General features: G+C 72.0%; 16 protein-coding genes. 7 read left to right on the top strand and 9 right to left on the bottom strand.

What is annotated here, in order from left to right:
* Window positions 1–147 precede the first annotated feature (147 nt).
* Window positions 148–426, top strand: a complete 279-nt coding sequence (locus tag AB0K00_RS30340) for a hypothetical protein (protein ID WP_203850947.1) — start codon at window positions 148–150, stop codon at window positions 424–426.
* Window positions 427–547: 121 nt separating this feature from the next.
* Here the strand turns inward: AB0K00_RS30340 and AB0K00_RS30345 are convergent, their stop codons facing one another.
* Genes AB0K00_RS30345 through AB0K00_RS30375 form a run of 7 tightly spaced genes read right to left on the bottom strand, consistent with a single transcriptional unit; the run spans window position 548 to window position 6,416 of the window.
* Window positions 548–1,393, bottom strand: a complete 846-nt coding sequence (locus AB0K00_RS30345) for an SDR family NAD(P)-dependent oxidoreductase (protein WP_363527109.1) — start codon at window positions 1,391–1,393, stop codon at window positions 548–550.
* Window positions 1,285–2,190: an NmrA family NAD(P)-binding protein gene (locus AB0K00_RS30350; protein ID WP_363526971.1), complete on the bottom strand. Its 906-nt coding sequence runs from the start codon at window positions 2,188–2,190 to the stop codon at window positions 1,285–1,287. The genes AB0K00_RS30345 and AB0K00_RS30350 overlap by 109 nt, the downstream gene beginning before the upstream one ends.
* A gap of 21 nt (window positions 2,191–2,211) precedes the next feature.
* Window positions 2,212–3,324: an amidohydrolase family protein gene (locus AB0K00_RS30355; protein WP_363526974.1), complete on the bottom strand. Its 1,113-nt coding sequence runs from the start codon at window positions 3,322–3,324 to the stop codon at window positions 2,212–2,214.
* Window positions 3,321–4,217, bottom strand: coding sequence for an alpha/beta hydrolase (locus AB0K00_RS30360; protein WP_363526977.1), 897 nt, complete (start codon window positions 4,215–4,217; stop codon window positions 3,321–3,323). Before AB0K00_RS30360 ends, AB0K00_RS30355 begins: the two co-directional genes overlap by 4 nt.
* Window positions 4,214–5,818 (bottom strand): FAD-dependent monooxygenase, encoded by a 1,605-nt coding sequence (locus AB0K00_RS30365; protein WP_363526980.1) that lies wholly within the window; start codon window positions 5,816–5,818, stop codon window positions 4,214–4,216. The genes AB0K00_RS30360 and AB0K00_RS30365 overlap by 4 nt, the downstream gene beginning before the upstream one ends.
* Window positions 5,803–5,928: a hypothetical protein gene (locus AB0K00_RS30370; RefSeq protein WP_363526983.1), complete on the bottom strand. Its 126-nt coding sequence runs from the start codon at window positions 5,926–5,928 to the stop codon at window positions 5,803–5,805. The genes AB0K00_RS30365 and AB0K00_RS30370 overlap by 16 nt, the downstream gene beginning before the upstream one ends.
* On the bottom strand, window positions 5,928–6,416 hold the full coding sequence (locus AB0K00_RS30375) for a nuclear transport factor 2 family protein (RefSeq protein ID WP_363526985.1): 489 nt from the start codon (window positions 6,414–6,416) through the stop codon (window positions 5,928–5,930). The genes AB0K00_RS30370 and AB0K00_RS30375 overlap by 1 nt, the downstream gene beginning before the upstream one ends.
* A gap of 251 nt (window positions 6,417–6,667) precedes the next feature.
* Between AB0K00_RS30375 and AB0K00_RS30380 the strand changes: the two genes are divergently transcribed.
* Genes AB0K00_RS30380 through AB0K00_RS30390 form a run of 3 tightly spaced genes read left to right on the top strand, consistent with a single transcriptional unit; the run spans window position 6,668 to window position 8,126 of the window.
* Window positions 6,668–6,820 carry a hypothetical protein gene (locus AB0K00_RS30380; RefSeq protein WP_363526988.1) on the top strand — a complete coding sequence of 51 codons (153 nt, stop codon included), beginning with the start codon at window positions 6,668–6,670 and terminating at the stop codon, window positions 6,818–6,820.
* Window positions 6,820–7,674 (top strand): fumarylacetoacetate hydrolase family protein, encoded by an 855-nt coding sequence (locus AB0K00_RS30385; protein WP_363526991.1) that lies wholly within the window; start codon window positions 6,820–6,822, stop codon window positions 7,672–7,674. Before AB0K00_RS30380 ends, AB0K00_RS30385 begins: the two co-directional genes overlap by 1 nt.
* On the top strand, window positions 7,671–8,126 hold the full coding sequence (locus AB0K00_RS30390) for a hypothetical protein (RefSeq protein ID WP_363526994.1): 456 nt from the start codon (window positions 7,671–7,673) through the stop codon (window positions 8,124–8,126). The genes AB0K00_RS30385 and AB0K00_RS30390 overlap by 4 nt, the downstream gene beginning before the upstream one ends.
* A 92-nt stretch (window positions 8,127–8,218) precedes the next feature.
* Here the strand turns inward: AB0K00_RS30390 and AB0K00_RS30395 are convergent, their stop codons facing one another.
* A complete protein-coding gene (locus AB0K00_RS30395) occupies window positions 8,219–8,941 on the bottom strand; it encodes a GntR family transcriptional regulator (RefSeq protein ID WP_363526996.1) in 723 nt (240 codons plus the stop codon).
* A 264-nt stretch (window positions 8,942–9,205) separates the two neighbouring features.
* Between AB0K00_RS30395 and AB0K00_RS30400 the strand changes: the two genes are divergently transcribed.
* A complete protein-coding gene (locus AB0K00_RS30400; protein ID WP_363526999.1) occupies window positions 9,206–11,545 on the top strand; it encodes a pyruvate dehydrogenase in 2,340 nt (779 codons plus the stop codon).
* Window positions 11,546–11,590: 45 nt separating this feature from the next.
* On the opposite strand, the gene AB0K00_RS30405 is transcribed toward AB0K00_RS30400, so the two are convergent.
* A complete protein-coding gene (locus tag AB0K00_RS30405; RefSeq protein WP_363527002.1) occupies window positions 11,591–12,418 on the bottom strand; it encodes a helix-turn-helix domain-containing protein in 828 nt (275 codons plus the stop codon).
* Between the two features lie 92 nt (window positions 12,419–12,510).
* Here AB0K00_RS30405 and AB0K00_RS30410 point away from each other — a divergent pair, with 92 nt between their 5' ends.
* The gene (locus AB0K00_RS30410; protein ID WP_363527005.1) at window positions 12,511–13,467 is read left to right on the top strand and encodes a hypothetical protein; all 957 of its coding nucleotides are present in this window, start codon (window positions 12,511–12,513) and stop codon (window positions 13,465–13,467) included.
* 68 nt (window positions 13,468–13,535) lie between these two features.
* Window positions 13,536–14,162, top strand: a complete 627-nt coding sequence (locus AB0K00_RS30415) for an ElyC/SanA/YdcF family protein (RefSeq protein WP_363527008.1) — start codon at window positions 13,536–13,538, stop codon at window positions 14,160–14,162.
* Window positions 14,163–14,189: the final 27 nt, after the last annotated feature.

The following is a 14,189-nucleotide window of genomic DNA, read 5'->3' on the forward strand; positions in this document are numbered from 1 at the left end:
AAGAGGAAAGATAGGCGAGCGTCAACGCGGGGGACGCCCGCGAGAAACATTTAAGGCACACTTCAGGCGCGCCTCAGGCGGCACTCGCCACACCGTGCGTGGGGCTTACGTGGACCCAGGTGGGCGCCAGCCGATACGGTCACACATATGACCACCTACTCGGGACCTGCAACGCTGATCCTCGCCAACGGGGCACGGGTCACCGGCATGGCTTCGCTCGGCACCAACAACCGCGGCAACCTCAACGGCTGGAGCGGCACGTTTCGCCCCAACGAGGTCAACGCGGAGGTCCGCAACGCGACCGACGGGCTGCAGCTGGAACTGCCGTATGAGCAGATCGGCACGGTTGCCGTCACCAACGTGCGGCGCCTGCTCGCGACCCAGGTGCTGATGTCCCTGGCCGGCAGCGGCCCAGCGCCCTTCTGACCGACCCAGGCGGCGTGGAGCCCGGCGGCGACGCCGGGCGGGCTCCACGGTCGCCGATCATTTTCCGACAGGTCGGTTCGCCAGGGCGCTGTCCGCAACGGACCTGCATGACCGTTTCCGGTCAGACCGCGGGCGCCGGGATCCCGCGCATCAGGTCGTTGAACCGCCTGGTCACGCCGATCTCGTCCGGACGTTGCGTGTCACGGCGCGCGACCGCCCGCTGCACCAGGACCTCGACCTCGTCGGTGGCCAGCACCGCCATGGTCTCCTCCAGGTACTCCTGCAGCGGCATCGCCCTGGGGTCGGTCAGGTTCACCGCCATGAGGTGCGTCTGCGTGTAGGGCGGCGCGACCTCCAGCACCGCCACCGAGGTGTCCTGCAGCCGGTACCGCAGCGCCAGGGTGTAGGAGTGCAGGGCGGCCTTCGTCGCGGAGTACAACGTCGAGGAGGCCAGCGGCGCGTAGCCGAGCATCGAGCTGACGTTGATGATCGTCGCCGCCGGCAGCGCCCGCAGGTGGGTGATGAACGCCGAGTTCAGCCGGATCGGGCCGAGCAGGTTGGTGGCGACGATCGCGGTCAGCTGCTCGTCGTCGATCGGCTCGCCCGGGTCGTCGTCGAACATGATGCCGGCGTTGTTGACCACGACGTTGAGATCCGGGTGCTCGGCGATCAGCCGGGGGACGACGGTCGCGATCTCGGCCGGGTCGGACACGTCGAGCCGCACGCACCGCAGGCCCGGGTTGGCCGCGACGACCTCCTCCAGGGCCTCGAGGCGGCGCCCGGCGATGATCACCGTGTTGCCACGGCGGTGCAGCTCCTCGGCCAGGCCGCGACCGATGCCGCTGCCACCGCCGGTGATCAGGACGGTGTTGCCGGTGAGCTTGATGCGTCTCCGTTCGCTCGGGCCGTCGCGTACTGGCGGCGCACGTAGGCCTCGAAGGTGGTGGGCGGGCGGCGCAGCAGCCAGGTCAGGACGTTCGAGTTGCCCACGAAGTCGTGGCTGCTGTACCGGGCGGTGATGGAGCGCAGCACGCGCAGCTGATGGGTGAACCGGCGCGGGTCGCCGTCGCCGACCCACGCCTTGAGGTAGGTGTCGGCGTCGATCTGCCGGACCTCGACGGGCTTGTCGAGGACCCGCGAGAGGATCGCGCCGAGCTCGTGCGCGGTGTACCGGCCGGGCCCGACGAGCTCATACGTGGCGCCGTGGTGCCGCGCACCCTCGGCGAGGACGGTGTGGGCCACGTCGGTGACGTCGTCGAGATCCACCATGGACTGCCGCCGCTCCAGCGACCAGGACAGCTCGAACACCCCCCGCGCGAAGACCGGCCGGAGCTTCAGCGGCAGCATGTAGTTGGCCGGCTGCAGGATGGTGAACTCCAGGCCGGAGGACAGCAGGTGCTCCTCGACGTCGCGTTTGATCTCGTGCTGGACGAGGTCGGTGGTGATGGCGTGCAGCACCGAGCTGAACACGAAGTGCTGGACGCCCTCGGCGCGGGCCGCGTCGATGACCGCGAGGCCCATCTCCCGTTCCCGCGGGTGCAGGGTCGGCCCGATGTGGTAGACCTGCTGCGCGCCGCGCATGGCCCTGGCCGCGACCGCGGGGTCGCTGACGTCGCCCACGAGCACGTCCGGCACGCCGAGGGCGCGCAGCCGCTCGGCCGAGGCCGCCGATCGCACGCACGCACGGACCGGCAGTTTCGCCGCGATCAGCTTGGGGATCAGCAGCCGCCCCTGGTTGCCGTTGGCGGCGGTGACCACGATCATGTGGTTCCCTTCGGGGTGCGTCTAGCGGGTGCGGGTGCCACCGATCCACACGCCGCGGATGTCGCGGGTCGCGGCGATGTCGCGGGTCGGGTCGCCACCGACCAGGAGCAGGTCGGCCCGGCGGCCGGGGGCGATGACGCCGCGGTCGGGCAGGCGGAACGTGTCGGCGGCGGCGGAGGTGGCGCCGCGCAGCGCCTCGGCCGGGGTGAGGCCGGCATCCACCAGGCGCCGCAGCTCCTCGTGGATCGACTCGCCGTGCGGGACCTGGAACGGTGCCTTGGGGTTGTCGTTGCAGTCGGTGCCGGCGAGCACGACCATGCCCGCCTTCCGGAAGGTCGCCACGGTCGCGGTGGCATGGTCGTACCGCATCCGCATCCCGGGGATCACGGTGCCCAGCACCCGCATGATCAGCTTGCCGCCGATGGTGTGCACGACACCGTCCATCATGGTCAACGTCGGCACGATGACGGTGGGATGCTGCGCCAGGAGCGCCTCGAACGCGGCGTCCAGCTCGCTGGTCAGCGCCGCGTGGGTGACGACGTCGACGCCGGCCCGGACCGCGGTGGTGAGCGTGTCGGCGCTGACCACGTGCGCGATGCTCAGCAGGCCGGCGGCCCGGGCCGCCTCGACCACGGCGGCGACGGTTTCCGGGCTCAGCGCCTTGGTACCCGGAATCTTCGGATCCTCGACCGCGATCTTGATGTAGTCGGAGCCCTGTGCGACCCGGTCGGCCACGAACCGGGTCGCGTCCTGCGGCCCGGACACGGTGCTGGACGGCCCGAAGCCCATGTGCTTGACGAAGTGCGAGCCGGGCGCGTTGGCGAGGTTGCCGGCGATGCGGACCGTCGGCAGCCCCGGCAGGCCCTTGAGCTTGCCGGGGATGCCGGCATCCCAGCAGCCCATGTCGAGCATCGTGGTGACGCCCCAGGTGGCGGCCGCCTCCAGGTGGGCGACCTCGGTGACGTGCACGTGCGTGTCGATGAGGCCGGGCAGCAGCGCCGCGCCTTCTCCGTCGACCGGGTCTTCTGCGGACCCGGCGGCCGAGATCGTGTCGCCGTCGATGACGACCGTCGTCGGTTCGCCGAGCCGGTCGCCGTCGAACACCCGCACGTTCGTGAGCGCGGTTGCGCTCACGCCGCGTCCTGCTTGGCCACGCTGCACTCCAAGGCGAACGCGAGCTGGCTGAGCTGCAGGGCGGCGCCGGCGTGGTGGAAGTCGACGCAGTGCCCGGCGTTGCGCACGAGGCGCCCGTCGACGACCGGCGCCGCGGTGAACGACGCGGCGTAGTCGGCGGCCTGGCCCGCGTCGGTGATCCACAGCGCGTCGAACTCGCCCTGCCGGGCGTGCACGGGCACCTTCACCTGCGCGTTCACGGAACGGACCCGGCCGATCCAGCCGTTGTTGATGTCGATCAGCTCGGCCCGGGGCACCGACGTGCCCGAGCTGTGGCTCAGCTCCGGCATCGCCGTGTCGTGCGTCCAGGCGGGGCCGAACATGACGCTGTCCTTCATCGGGCCCGGCAGGTCGATCATCAGGATGTCGGGCAGCGCGTCGAACGCCAGCCGCGGCCCGTCCGGGACCTGCAGCAGGCACCCGGAGACGGCGATGCCCAGCAGCGGCCAGGCCGTCTCCCGGGCGGCGACGGCGGTCACCACGGCGCCGCCGATGGAGTGGCCGATGAGGAACACTCCGGCGTGACCGTCGCCGTGCTGCTGCCACAGCTCGCCGATGACCCGGTCGAGGGCCTCGGCGTTGGCGAGGATGATCGACTCGCCGGGCTCGACGTGGGTGCTGCCCAGGTAGCCGGGGCGGTCCACGGCGATGACCGGGACGCCGAGGGAGGCGGCCCGTTCCAGCAGCGAATAGCCGGGGATGTCGAAGTATTCCGAGGTGTACGTGCCGCCGTGCACCGCGATGACGAGCGGGACCTGCGCGGCGGCGGCCGGCGTGTACGGGGTGTTGCGCCGGCCGGTGATCGTCAGGCCGTTGGCGCTGGTGTGGGTGAAGGGCGTGGCGGTGGGTGTCATGACTGCTGTCTCCATTCTCCTCGGATGGCGTGTTCGAGGATCCGGGCGGCCTCGGCGTCCGGGACCGGACCGCCGATCCATGCGATGTGCTGGTCGGGGCGCACCAGCACGAGTCGTTCGCTGAAGAACGCGTCGAGTCCGAGCGTGGGATCGTCGAGCACGGCCAGGGGGAGGTCGTGCTGAGCTGCGTGGCGGACGAATCCGGCGACGTGCCAGGCCGGGCCGATGATCGTGAGCTCGGGCCCGAGCACGTCGAACAGCGACTGCCCGGTGGGCAGCCAGGTGTGCGGGAGCCGGTTGCCGGCGGCGGCGACCGGGGTGTAGTCCGACCCGTTGGTCGTCTGGACCTCCGCGTACGCGGCGTAGCCCAGGCCGAACACCAGGCCGTCGCTGTGGAACTCGATCCGTTTGGACGCCTGGATGCCCGCGGCGACCTCGGCCCTGAGGTTCTCGAAGTCGTCGCCCATCAGCCCGGCCACCGCCAGCATCGCCGGCCCGGTCCGGCCGTTCTCCGCCGCGGCGGCGACGAACTTCGCCGCGATCGGGCGGCGTTCGGCCTCGTAGCTGTCCAGCAGCTCGGGTGGCGCCCAGCCGTTGATGACGGCGGCGAGCTTCCAGCCGAGGTTGATCGCGTCGCCGACGCCGGTGTTGTACCCGTGACCGCCCCACGGCGGGTTCATGTGCGCCGCGTCGCCGGCGAGGAACAGCCGCCCCTGGCGGAACCGGTCGGCGATCAGCGTCCGGGCCCGCCACGGGTCGGTGGCGATCACCTTGATCGGCACCTCCCGGCCGAGCAGCTTGTGCACGAGCGCGGCCGCGTCGACCTCGGCGCCGTCCTCGTCCTGCTCATCCGGGCGGTACGTGGCGATCGCCCACCAGGTGCCGTTGAGGTCGAGGCGGCCGACGATCCCGGGTGCGGCGGGGTTGAGCACCCAGTACTGGACGGCGTTGCCGTGCGGGATCAGCTCGCCGAGCTCGGCGGACTCGAACGTGATGCTGATGTTCGGCCGGGGCAGGCTCGAGCCCTCGTACGTGGCGCCCATCGCGGTCCGCACGGCGCTGCGCGGGCCGTCGGCACCCACGACGTAGTCGGCCTCGATCGTCGACGTGGCGCCGGTCGCGTCCTGCACCGTCACGATCACCGTGTCGGCCAGCTCCTGGAACGCGACCGCCCGCCGGCCCAGCAGCAGGGTGGCGTCGGGGGAGCGGTGCAGGCAGTCACGCATCGCCTGCTCGACGATCGGCTGCGCGACCTGCTGCCCGGGCTCGGGGGTGACGTCGCTGCCGGCGAGGGCGAGCCCGAGCGTGCCGGTCAGCCGGGTCACCTCGCGGCCGGTGACCGTCGTGCAGAACACGATGTCCTTCGACCAGTCGATGTGCAGTGGGGCGCGCTGCCGGATCATGCCGGCCAGCCCCCACCGCCGGAACAGCTCCATCGTGCGGGCAGAGGTGGTCTTCGCGCGGGGACGCAGGTAGGAGACGTGTTCGCGCGGCTCGACCACCACCGACGCGACACCGTGGTGGTCCAGCTCCATCGCGGTGGCCAGGCCGACGGGCCCGCCGCCGACCACCACCACGCTGGTCCTCAGTGCTTCGCGCATGTCTTCACGGTCGCGACAAGATCGTGGAGGTAGTCCTCCACGGTGCGCTGGGGCCGGCCCAGCTGCAGGTCGGTCATGTCGTGGTCGTGCTCGGTGAGCAGGACGGCCATCAGTCGAACACCGTGACTTTGGCGTCGGCGGGGATGTCGTCGTTGACGCGGTCCGTGTCGTCGGCGCGGCGCCAGATCTCGTAGCCGTTCTCGCGGCAGATCTTGCCGTCGCGCATCTGGAACGCGTGGGTGAGCCGCATGCTGCACCTGGTCCCGGGCGGGAACGGGCAGTTGCGGAACCCGTCGGTCAGGATCGTGATCTCGAAGATGCTGTCGTCGAACACCCACTCCTCGGTGGCGAACCGGTGCAGGTTGGTGATCTTGTGTACGTGCATCGCCTCGAAGATCTTCAGGTATTCGGCCTTGACCGCGGCCTTGTCCCGCAGCAGCAGGCCACGCGCGGGCACCTCCCACACGATGTCGTCGGTGTAGACCGCGATCGCGAGGTCGATGCCGTCGGCGTTCTCGTTGTGGAAGTGCTGGTCGACGGTCGCGTTGTTCCTGGCGATGATCGCCTCGCGCGACCCGGCGTCGATCTCAACAGACATGGGGCAACTCCATCCTGTGGCGGCGCTAGGATATACGTTTGACTCCAGACGTTCGCACACGTTGCGGCCGAGCACAACCAGCCTAGGTCGGACTTCCGGAAGTCTCTGGCAAGTGCGAAAAGACTCGTCGATCGAGTGCGCGCCGGCCGGGTCCGGAGGGGTTGTGCGGCCGCCACGATCGTGTCAGTCTCTGAGAGAATATATCGTAGCGTCCCGCCGGTTTCCTCCGTCGGCACGAATGGAGTTGCCCCATGTCCGTCGAGACCAGCGCGGCGTCGCGCGCGGCGACCGTCGACCACCACTTCCACAGCAGTTGCCCGTTCCCCGCCGGGCGCCGCGCGGACGACACCGCCCGCGTCAACGACGGCATCCCGGCCGGCGCGGTCGTCATGGTGTTCGACTGATGCGCCTCGCCAACGTCGCCGGCCGGCTCGTCAGCCAGGAGGGCGCGGACCTCGTCGACGTCGCGACCGCCAGCGACGGCCGCTTCGGCCCGGACCCGCACGACGTCCTCGAGCACTGGTCCGCCTTCCGCGCCTGGGCCGCGCTGCGCCCACCGGCCGGCGCTGCGCCGCCCACCCCGGCCGGCGCCGGCCCGCCGGTGCCCCGGCCCGTGCAGGTGTTCGGCATCGGGCTCAACTACGCCGACCACGCCGGCGAGTCCGGTATGGCGCTGCCCTCGCGACCGATGGTGTTCCCGAAGTTCGCGTCGTGCGTCACCGGCCCCGAGCTTCTCGTCCTGCCGTCGCAGACGGTCGACTGGGAGGTCGAACTGGTCGTCGTGATCGGCCGGACCGCCCGGCACGTGGCCGCCACCGACGCATGGTCGTACGTGGCCGGCCTGACCATCGGCCAGGACATCAGCGACCGCGAGGTGCAGTTCGCCGGTGGTGCCTCGTCGCAGTTCGGCCTGGGCAAGTCACTGCCGGGCTTCGGCCCGACCGGCCCGTGGCTGGTGACCCCCGACGAGCTCAGCGACCCCGACGACCTGGAGATCGGCTGCAGCCTCAACGGTTCGCAGGTGCAGCATTCCCGCACCAGGCACCTCATCTTCACCGTACCGGCGCTGATCGCCCACCTGTCACAGCACCTGCCGCTGCGCCCCGGCGACCTGATCTTCACAGGAACGCCTGCCGGCGTCGGCTTCGGCCGCGACCCGGCCGTCTACCTGCGCCCCGGCGACGAGCTCGTCAGCACGATCGAGGGCCTCGGCTCGCTGGTCACCCGGGTCGCCCCCGACCTCAGGAGTGGTTCATGAGCGCCGGCTGCGTGCCCTGCGGGATGGAGGACGCCGAGGACGCGGCGGTCGTCTTCCGCGACGACCTCTGGGCCTGCGAGGTGATCCCCGGCTTCGACGTCCCAGGCTGGTACGTGTTACGCGTCCGCCGCCACGCCGAACGCCTCGGCGGCCTGAACGAGCAGGAACTGGCGACCTACGGCCGGCGCGCCCGCGACGTCGTCGACGCGGTCAGCGAGGTGACCGGCGCGCCCGCCACCTACCTGCTGACCTTCGGCGAGGCCAACCCGCACTTCCACACGCTCATCGCCGCCCGCGGCGACGACGTGCCGCCGGAACGCCGGCTCGGCGCCATCCTGCAGCAACGGACCGACAAGCTCGACCGGGCCGCCGCGCTCGCCATGGTGCCCGCGATGGCGCAGGCATACGCACGGCTCGCCGCCGGCCCAGCACCGCTGCCGGCCGGTTCGTGACCATGGGAGCATGGTCATGAACGTCGCCCAGCTGCGGTTTTAGCGCAGCGGAGTCGGCGCCGACGGTAGGAACTCGCCCAAGGTCGGCTCTGTCAGGTGGTTGGGGGGAGGGCCGCCATCCACTCCAGGCAGGCCAGCTCGTGCTCGGCGAGGTGTTCGTTGACCGCGAGCTTCAGGTCCGCGGGGGAGCCGGTGCGGGCGGCGTCGATCAGCAGCCGGTGCGCGATCTCGCGGCGGCGCCGCTCCTCCCGGTCGATCTGGTAGGTCTCGTAGACGACCCGGGTGTAGCGGTCGCAGGCGTGCCACAACTGCTCGAGCAGCCGCAGGTCCCATTCGGTCAGCGCGGGGCGCAGCAGGGTCAGGTGGAACTGCTTGTGGATCTCCCAGGACTCGTCGGCGTCGAGGTCGGCCTGGGTGAACTCCTTGAGCAGTCGCTCGGCCTCGTCGAGGTCGGCGGGGGTCAGGTCGATGCAGGCCCGTGCGGCGAGGTCGCACTCGATGAGCTTGCGCAGCCGGTAGATCGAGCGGAGCTCGTCGCGGTCCAAGGGGTTGACGAACGCGCTGCGGCCCGGGCGCAAGGTGATGAGGCCCTGGGTCTCCAGCCGGCGCAGTGCCTCGCGGACCGGGATGTGGCTCACGCCGAGCTGCGTGCTCAGGTCGGCGATCGAGAAGTTGGAGCCGGCCTTGAGGGTGCCGTTGAGCACGCCGCGCCTGATCTCCGCGGTCACCCGGTCCACGGCAGAGTTGGGCCCGGCGACGGACCGCAGTCCGCCTCGGCCGGCTGCTGACTTCTCGAGCGACGCCTCAGACACCACGAATATACGGTAGCGCACGCGCACCTTTTTCGGGGTGTGGCTCGCATCGCCCTGTCGTGCCAGGTATTCAGCACGAACCAAGGGGCGGGCGAGGACGGCTTTTCATCTATCATATATTCGCCTAGTGTGGCTGCACGGACCAGGGAAGGTACCAGGCCTGCAGATCGCCGCTGCGCGGGCGACCATGGACGCAAGGCACTGCTCGGCCGCGACAACCCATCGCGCCGCTCATCTGTGAGACCCACCAGTCCCCATGGAGCCGACATGACCAGCACGATCGTTCCCACGACCACGACGGCGGGCGCCGCCCAGGTCGTCGAGCCCTTGCAGCAGGTCCAGGACCGGGTGCTGTGGCTGTCGACGGCCATGGTGCACCACGCCAACCGGGTCCGGTCCGACCCGAGCGGGCTCAAGGTCGGCGGTCACCAGGCGTCCTGCGCCTCGATGGTGTCGATCATGACGTCGTTGTGGTTCGAGCAGCTGCGGGCCGGCGACCGGGTCTCGGTCAAGCCGCACGCCTCGCCGGTCCTGCACTCGATCAACTACCTGCTCGGCGAGCTCGACGAGTCCTACCTGCCACGGCTGCGGGAGTTCGGCGGGCTGCAGTCGTATCCGAGCCGGTCCAAGGACCCCGACCCGGTCGACTACTCCACCGGGTCGGTCGGCATCGGCGCGACCGCACCGATCTGGGGCGCGATCGCCCGCCGGTTCGTCGAGGCGAAGATCGGCGGCGCGGGAAGCGGCCGGCAGTATTCGCTTGTCGGCGACGCCGAGCTGGACGAGGGCGCGGTCTGGGAGGCGGTGCTCGACACGTCCGTCGCAGAGCTCGGCGAGGTCGTCTGGATCGTCGACCTCAACCGGCAGTCGCTGGACCGGGTGGTGCCGCATATCGCCGCCGGCCGGATCGAGCAGATGTTCGCCGCCGCCGGCTGGCAGGTCATCACGGTCAAGTTCGGCCGGCTCCTGGAGGCGCTGTTCGCCCGGCCCGGCGGGGAGCACCTGCGGGCCCGGATCCTGGCCATGCCCAACCCCGAATACCAGCGGCTGCTGCGCTGCCGCCCCGACGAGCTGCGCACCCGGCTGCCCGGCGACGGCGAGGGATCCGCCGAGGTGGCCGCGCTCGTCGCCGACCTCGACGACGCCACCCTCACGAGCGCCATCCGCAACCTCGGCGGCCACGACCTCGACGCGCTCCGCGAGGCGTACGCGCAGATCGACGACACCCGGCCGACGGTCATCATCGCGTACACCATCAAGGGCTACGGCCTGCCGACCCAGGGCCACCCGCAGAACCACTCCTCGCTGCTGACCGTCGAGCAGTTCGCGGAGTTCGCCGCCGGGCACGGCATGGACGTCGACAAGCCCTGGGCGGCGTTCGCCCCGGACACCGCCGCCGGGCGCCTGTGCCGCACCGCCGCCGCCCGCCTGCACCGCGACCAGGCCGCCGCCGTCGCGCCGCCCGCGGTCCCGACCGACATCGGACGGACCCCGTCGGGCACCTCCACCACGCAGGCCGCGCTGGGACGGGCGCTGCTCGACCTGACCCGGGAGGCGCCGGAGGCGGCCGCGCGGGTCGTGACCGTCAGCCCCGACGTCAGCTCCAGCACCAACCTCGCCGGCTGGCTCAACAAGGTCGGCGTGTGGTCGCCGACGGAGCGGCGCGACTGGTTCGCCGACGACACCGAGACCACCATGCACTGGCGCGAGCGCCCCACCGGCCAGCACATGGAGCTCGGCATTGCCGAGGTCAACCTCGTGGGTCTCATCGGCGAGCTCGGCGCGACCTGGAGCCGCTGGGGGCAGCCGCTGTTCCCGATCGGGGTGTTGTACGACCCATTCGTCGAGCGGGCGTTGGAGCCGTGGTCGTATGGCATCTACGCCGGTGGCCAGTCGATCCTGGTCGGCACGCCGTCCGGGGTGAGCCTGGCCGCGGAGGGCGGCGCCCACCAGTCGATCAAGACCCCGTCGATCGGCCTGGAGCAGCCCGGCTGCGTCAGCTTCGAGCCGGCGTTCGCGATCGAGGTCGAGTGGACGCTGTTCGACGCGATCTCCCGGCTCGGGCGGCCCGACGGCAGCTCCTCGTACCTGCGGCTGTCGACCCGCCCGGTCAACCAGGCCCTCGCCGCCGTGCCCACCGACCCGGCCGCCCGGGAGCGCCGTCGGCGCCAGGTGCTGGCGGGGGCGTACACGCTGCGGGCCGCGAACAACACCAGCCCGGCGGTCACGCTCGTCGGGATGGGCGCAATGATCACCGAGGCCCTCGCCGCCGCCGACCGGCTGGCCGCGGCCGGTGTCGACGCCGAGGTGGTCTGCGTGACCAGTCCCGGGCGCCTGTTCGAGGCGGTCCAGGCCCGGCGGGGGCTGGGGGACGGGCCGTCGTGGATCCTCGACCAGGTGTTCCCCGCGGACCGGGCCGCGCCGATGGTGACCCTGCTCGACGGGCACCCGCACACCCTGGCGTTCCTCGCCACGGTCAACCGGGTGCGGACCCTGTCGCTGGGCGTGTCCCGGTTCGGGCAGGCCGGCGGGCTCGAGGACGTCTACCGGTACCACGGCATCGACACCGACGCCGTCGTCCGCGCCGCTCTGGACCTGGTGGGCTGACACAGGTCAGTGCGGGGGGACAGCCCGCCCGAGCGGGCCTCGTGCTCAGTCCTGGTACTGGTCGCGGAAGCGGCCCGGTGTGACGCCGACCTCGCGGCGGAAGAAGCGGCAGAAGTACGCGGGGTCGGCGAAGCCGACGGCGTGCGCGACCTGCGCGACGCTCAGCCCGGTGCGGGCCAGCAGCCGCCGCGCCTCGAGGGCCTGGGCGCGGCGGATCAGCCGGCCCGGTGGCTCGCCGGTGGACGCCTTGACCGCCTCGGTCAGGTGGCTGGTGGACACGCCGAGCCGGGTCGCGTAGGCCCGCACGGTCGGCGCGAGGCCGGTGTCGTGCGTGAGCAGCCACCCGAACCGCTCGGCGACGCCCGCCGGCCGCAGGGTGCGCGGCGGCGGCCCGATGCGCAGCGCCCGGACGACCAGTACGTGCAGCAGCGCCGCCAGGACCGTGGCGAAGCCGGCCGGTCGTTCGGTGTACTCGTGCGCCATGACGGCGAGCAGCGACTCGAGGCCGGCGGCGTCGTGGGGTGTGGGCCGCAGCCCGGCGCCGGCGGCGAGCGCGGCCAGGGCGTGGCGGTCCTCGGGGTGCTGCAGGAGCGCGTCGTCGGTGAACACGACCACCCAGCCGTCCAGCCCGCGCACGTCCCGCCAGTGGTGCACCTGCCCCGGCGCGACCGCGAACAGCTGCGGCGGCCGTAGCCGGTGTTCGGCCAGGTCCACGACGTGGGCGCCGCTGCCCCGGGTGACGTAGACGATCTCGTGGAAGGTGTGCCGGTGCGGGAACCCGGCCCGCGCCATCGGCCCGAACCAGTCGAACGAGCCGATCGCGAACGGCAGCGGCGCCGGGTCCGGCACGTCCAGCTCGTGCCTCGGCAGCACCGCCCCCACCTTTCTGTAAACAATCCTCAAAGTAACGCTGGCATGCACCGTGGTCAATGCGCTGCTTGACGGTGGTTTCTATGATCACGCCCATGCATGCGCTGCGAGTGGTCCTCGCCTTCGCGTTGGTGTTTTCCGTGGCGGCCTGCACGTCCAAGCCGAAGCGGTCCAAGTCGAAGGGCGCCGGTACCGCCGGGAGCGCCGCGACGGGACGCGCCAGCAGTACACCCGGAGCCGGCGGCGCCGGTCAGGTGTTCCTGACCGCCCTCGGCCGGATCGTCGCCACCGACGCCACCCGCAAGGCCGTCCGGTTCTCCGACAGCACCGCCCTCGTCCGCCTCGGCGGGGACTGGCAGGCGCTCGCCGGTTACGGCGCCACCGACGCGGTGCTCGCGCAGGCGCAGGGCGCCGGCATCCGCCAGGCTCAGGCCCGGTACGCCGTCACGGCCGGGACCGGTCCGGCCGTCACCGGACCGGCCGTCACCGTGCTCGCCGGCGGCCAGGACGCGGCCGCGGTGCAGGCGGCGCTGACCGCGAAAGGCTGGACCGTCGACGGCGACCGCCTGATGGCGCCCGCGAAGGCCGCCGGCGCTTACCCCATGGTGCGGGCCGTCGGCTCCGACGTGCTCATGGCCAAGGACGCCGCGCTGCTCGCCACCGCCGACCAGGCGACGTCGCTCGCCGCGGACCCGGTCCTGCGCTCGCTCGCCGAATGCCTCGGCGGCGTCGTGGTCGCCCAGTACGCCGCCACGCCCGTCGACACCATCGCCGTCGGCGCGCTGCGCTCCGGCGACGGCAGGACCCACGCGGTGGTGTGCTCGGCGTGGCCGTCGCCGAACGCGGCGCAGGGCGCGGCCGCCGGCCAGAAGACCGCATACGAGTCCTACCGGTCGCCGATCGACGGCCAGACGCCCACCGCCGCGCAGTTCGACGAGATCAGGGTCGCGGTGATCGGCTCGGTGGTGCGCCTGGACAGCGTCGTGGCCGGCCCGAACGTGCTGCTGGACGCGTTCACCCAGCAGCGCCTGCCGTACCTGAAGTTCCAGTGACCCAAGCGCAGTGACCCCTCCTGCCCACCGCGTCCGCGCTGAAACACGTCGTCGGTACCGTGGAGATCATGACGGCACCGGTCGCCACCGTGCTGCTGGTGTTCGGGCGAGGGGTCACGACCGTCGGCGGGCGGCACGTGCTCACCCCGGCCAGTGCCGCGAGGGTGCGGGCCGCGGTCGGCTACGTCCTCGCGCACCGCGACGCGTTCGCCGCCGCGGCGGCGCCGCTGGTCGTGTTCAGCGGCGGGTGGGCCGAGGCGTCGCTCGGCGCGCCGCGGCCGCCCGAAGGGTGCCGGGAAGGCGACCTGATGCTGGCCCAGGCCCGCGCCGCCGGGCTGTCGGCACACGCGGAGCTGCGGACCGAGTGCCGCTCGCGCAGCACCCTGGAGAACCTGCTGCACACCGTCGAGGACGGGCTCCTGGACGGGCACGTGTTCGGGCCCGGGCACCCCCTCGGTCTCGTCTCGCACGCGTGGCACCTGCCGCGGATCCGGTTCCTCGCCCGCAAGGTGCTGCGGCTGCGCGGCGCCGCGCTGCTCGACGTGCCGGCGACCGGTGGCGAGCCGGCGTCGCGCCGGGAGCGGGCCCTGCACGTCGCGTCGCGGCTGTGGTTCCTCGGCGTCACCGACCCGGCCGGCCTGCTGCGCCGCGAGCGGGCGATGGTCGCGTCATTGCGCCGGCGCGCGACGGGGTAACACCCACTCGACCCCGTCGAGTGAGAG

It is taken from the genome of Dactylosporangium sp. NPDC049525 (assembly GCF_040676755.1).
Lineage (GTDB): Bacteria > Actinomycetota > Actinomycetes > Mycobacteriales > Micromonosporaceae > Dactylosporangium.

Bases quoted from the DNA above. Each gene is read 5' to 3' on its own strand.
- AB0K00_RS30410 (WP_363527005.1), top strand. From the start codon at position 12,511: ATGCATGCGCTGCGAGTGGTCCTCGCCTTCGCGTTGGTGTTTTCCGTG.
- AB0K00_RS30380 (WP_363526988.1), top strand. From the start codon at position 6,668: ATGTCCGTCGAGACCAGCGCGGCGTCGCGCGCGGCGACCGTCGACCAC.
- AB0K00_RS30415 (WP_363527008.1), top strand. From the start codon at position 13,536: ATGACGGCACCGGTCGCCACCGTGCTGCTGGTGTTCGGGCGAGGGGTC.
- AB0K00_RS30385 (WP_363526991.1), top strand. From the start codon at position 6,820: ATGCGCCTCGCCAACGTCGCCGGCCGGCTCGTCAGCCAGGAGGGCGCG.
- AB0K00_RS30340 (WP_203850947.1), top strand. From the start codon at position 148: ATGACCACCTACTCGGGACCTGCAACGCTGATCCTCGCCAACGGGGCA.
- AB0K00_RS30400 (WP_363526999.1), top strand. From the start codon at position 9,206: ATGACCAGCACGATCGTTCCCACGACCACGACGGCGGGCGCCGCCCAG.
- AB0K00_RS30375 (WP_363526985.1), bottom strand. From the start codon at position 6,416: ATGTCTGTTGAGATCGACGCCGGGTCGCGCGAGGCGATCATCGCCAGG.
- AB0K00_RS30390 (WP_363526994.1), top strand. From the start codon at position 7,671: ATGAGCGCCGGCTGCGTGCCCTGCGGGATGGAGGACGCCGAGGACGCG.
- AB0K00_RS30360 (WP_363526977.1), bottom strand. From the start codon at position 4,217: ATGACACCCACCGCCACGCCCTTCACCCACACCAGCGCCAACGGCCTG.
- AB0K00_RS30365 (WP_363526980.1), bottom strand. From the start codon at position 5,818: ATGCGCGAAGCACTGAGGACCAGCGTGGTGGTGGTCGGCGGCGGGCCC.
- AB0K00_RS30350 (WP_363526971.1), bottom strand. From the start codon at position 2,190: ATGATCGTGGTCACCGCCGCCAACGGCAACCAGGGGCGGCTGCTGATC.
- AB0K00_RS30370 (WP_363526983.1), bottom strand. From the start codon at position 5,928: ATGGCCGTCCTGCTCACCGAGCACGACCACGACATGACCGACCTGCAG.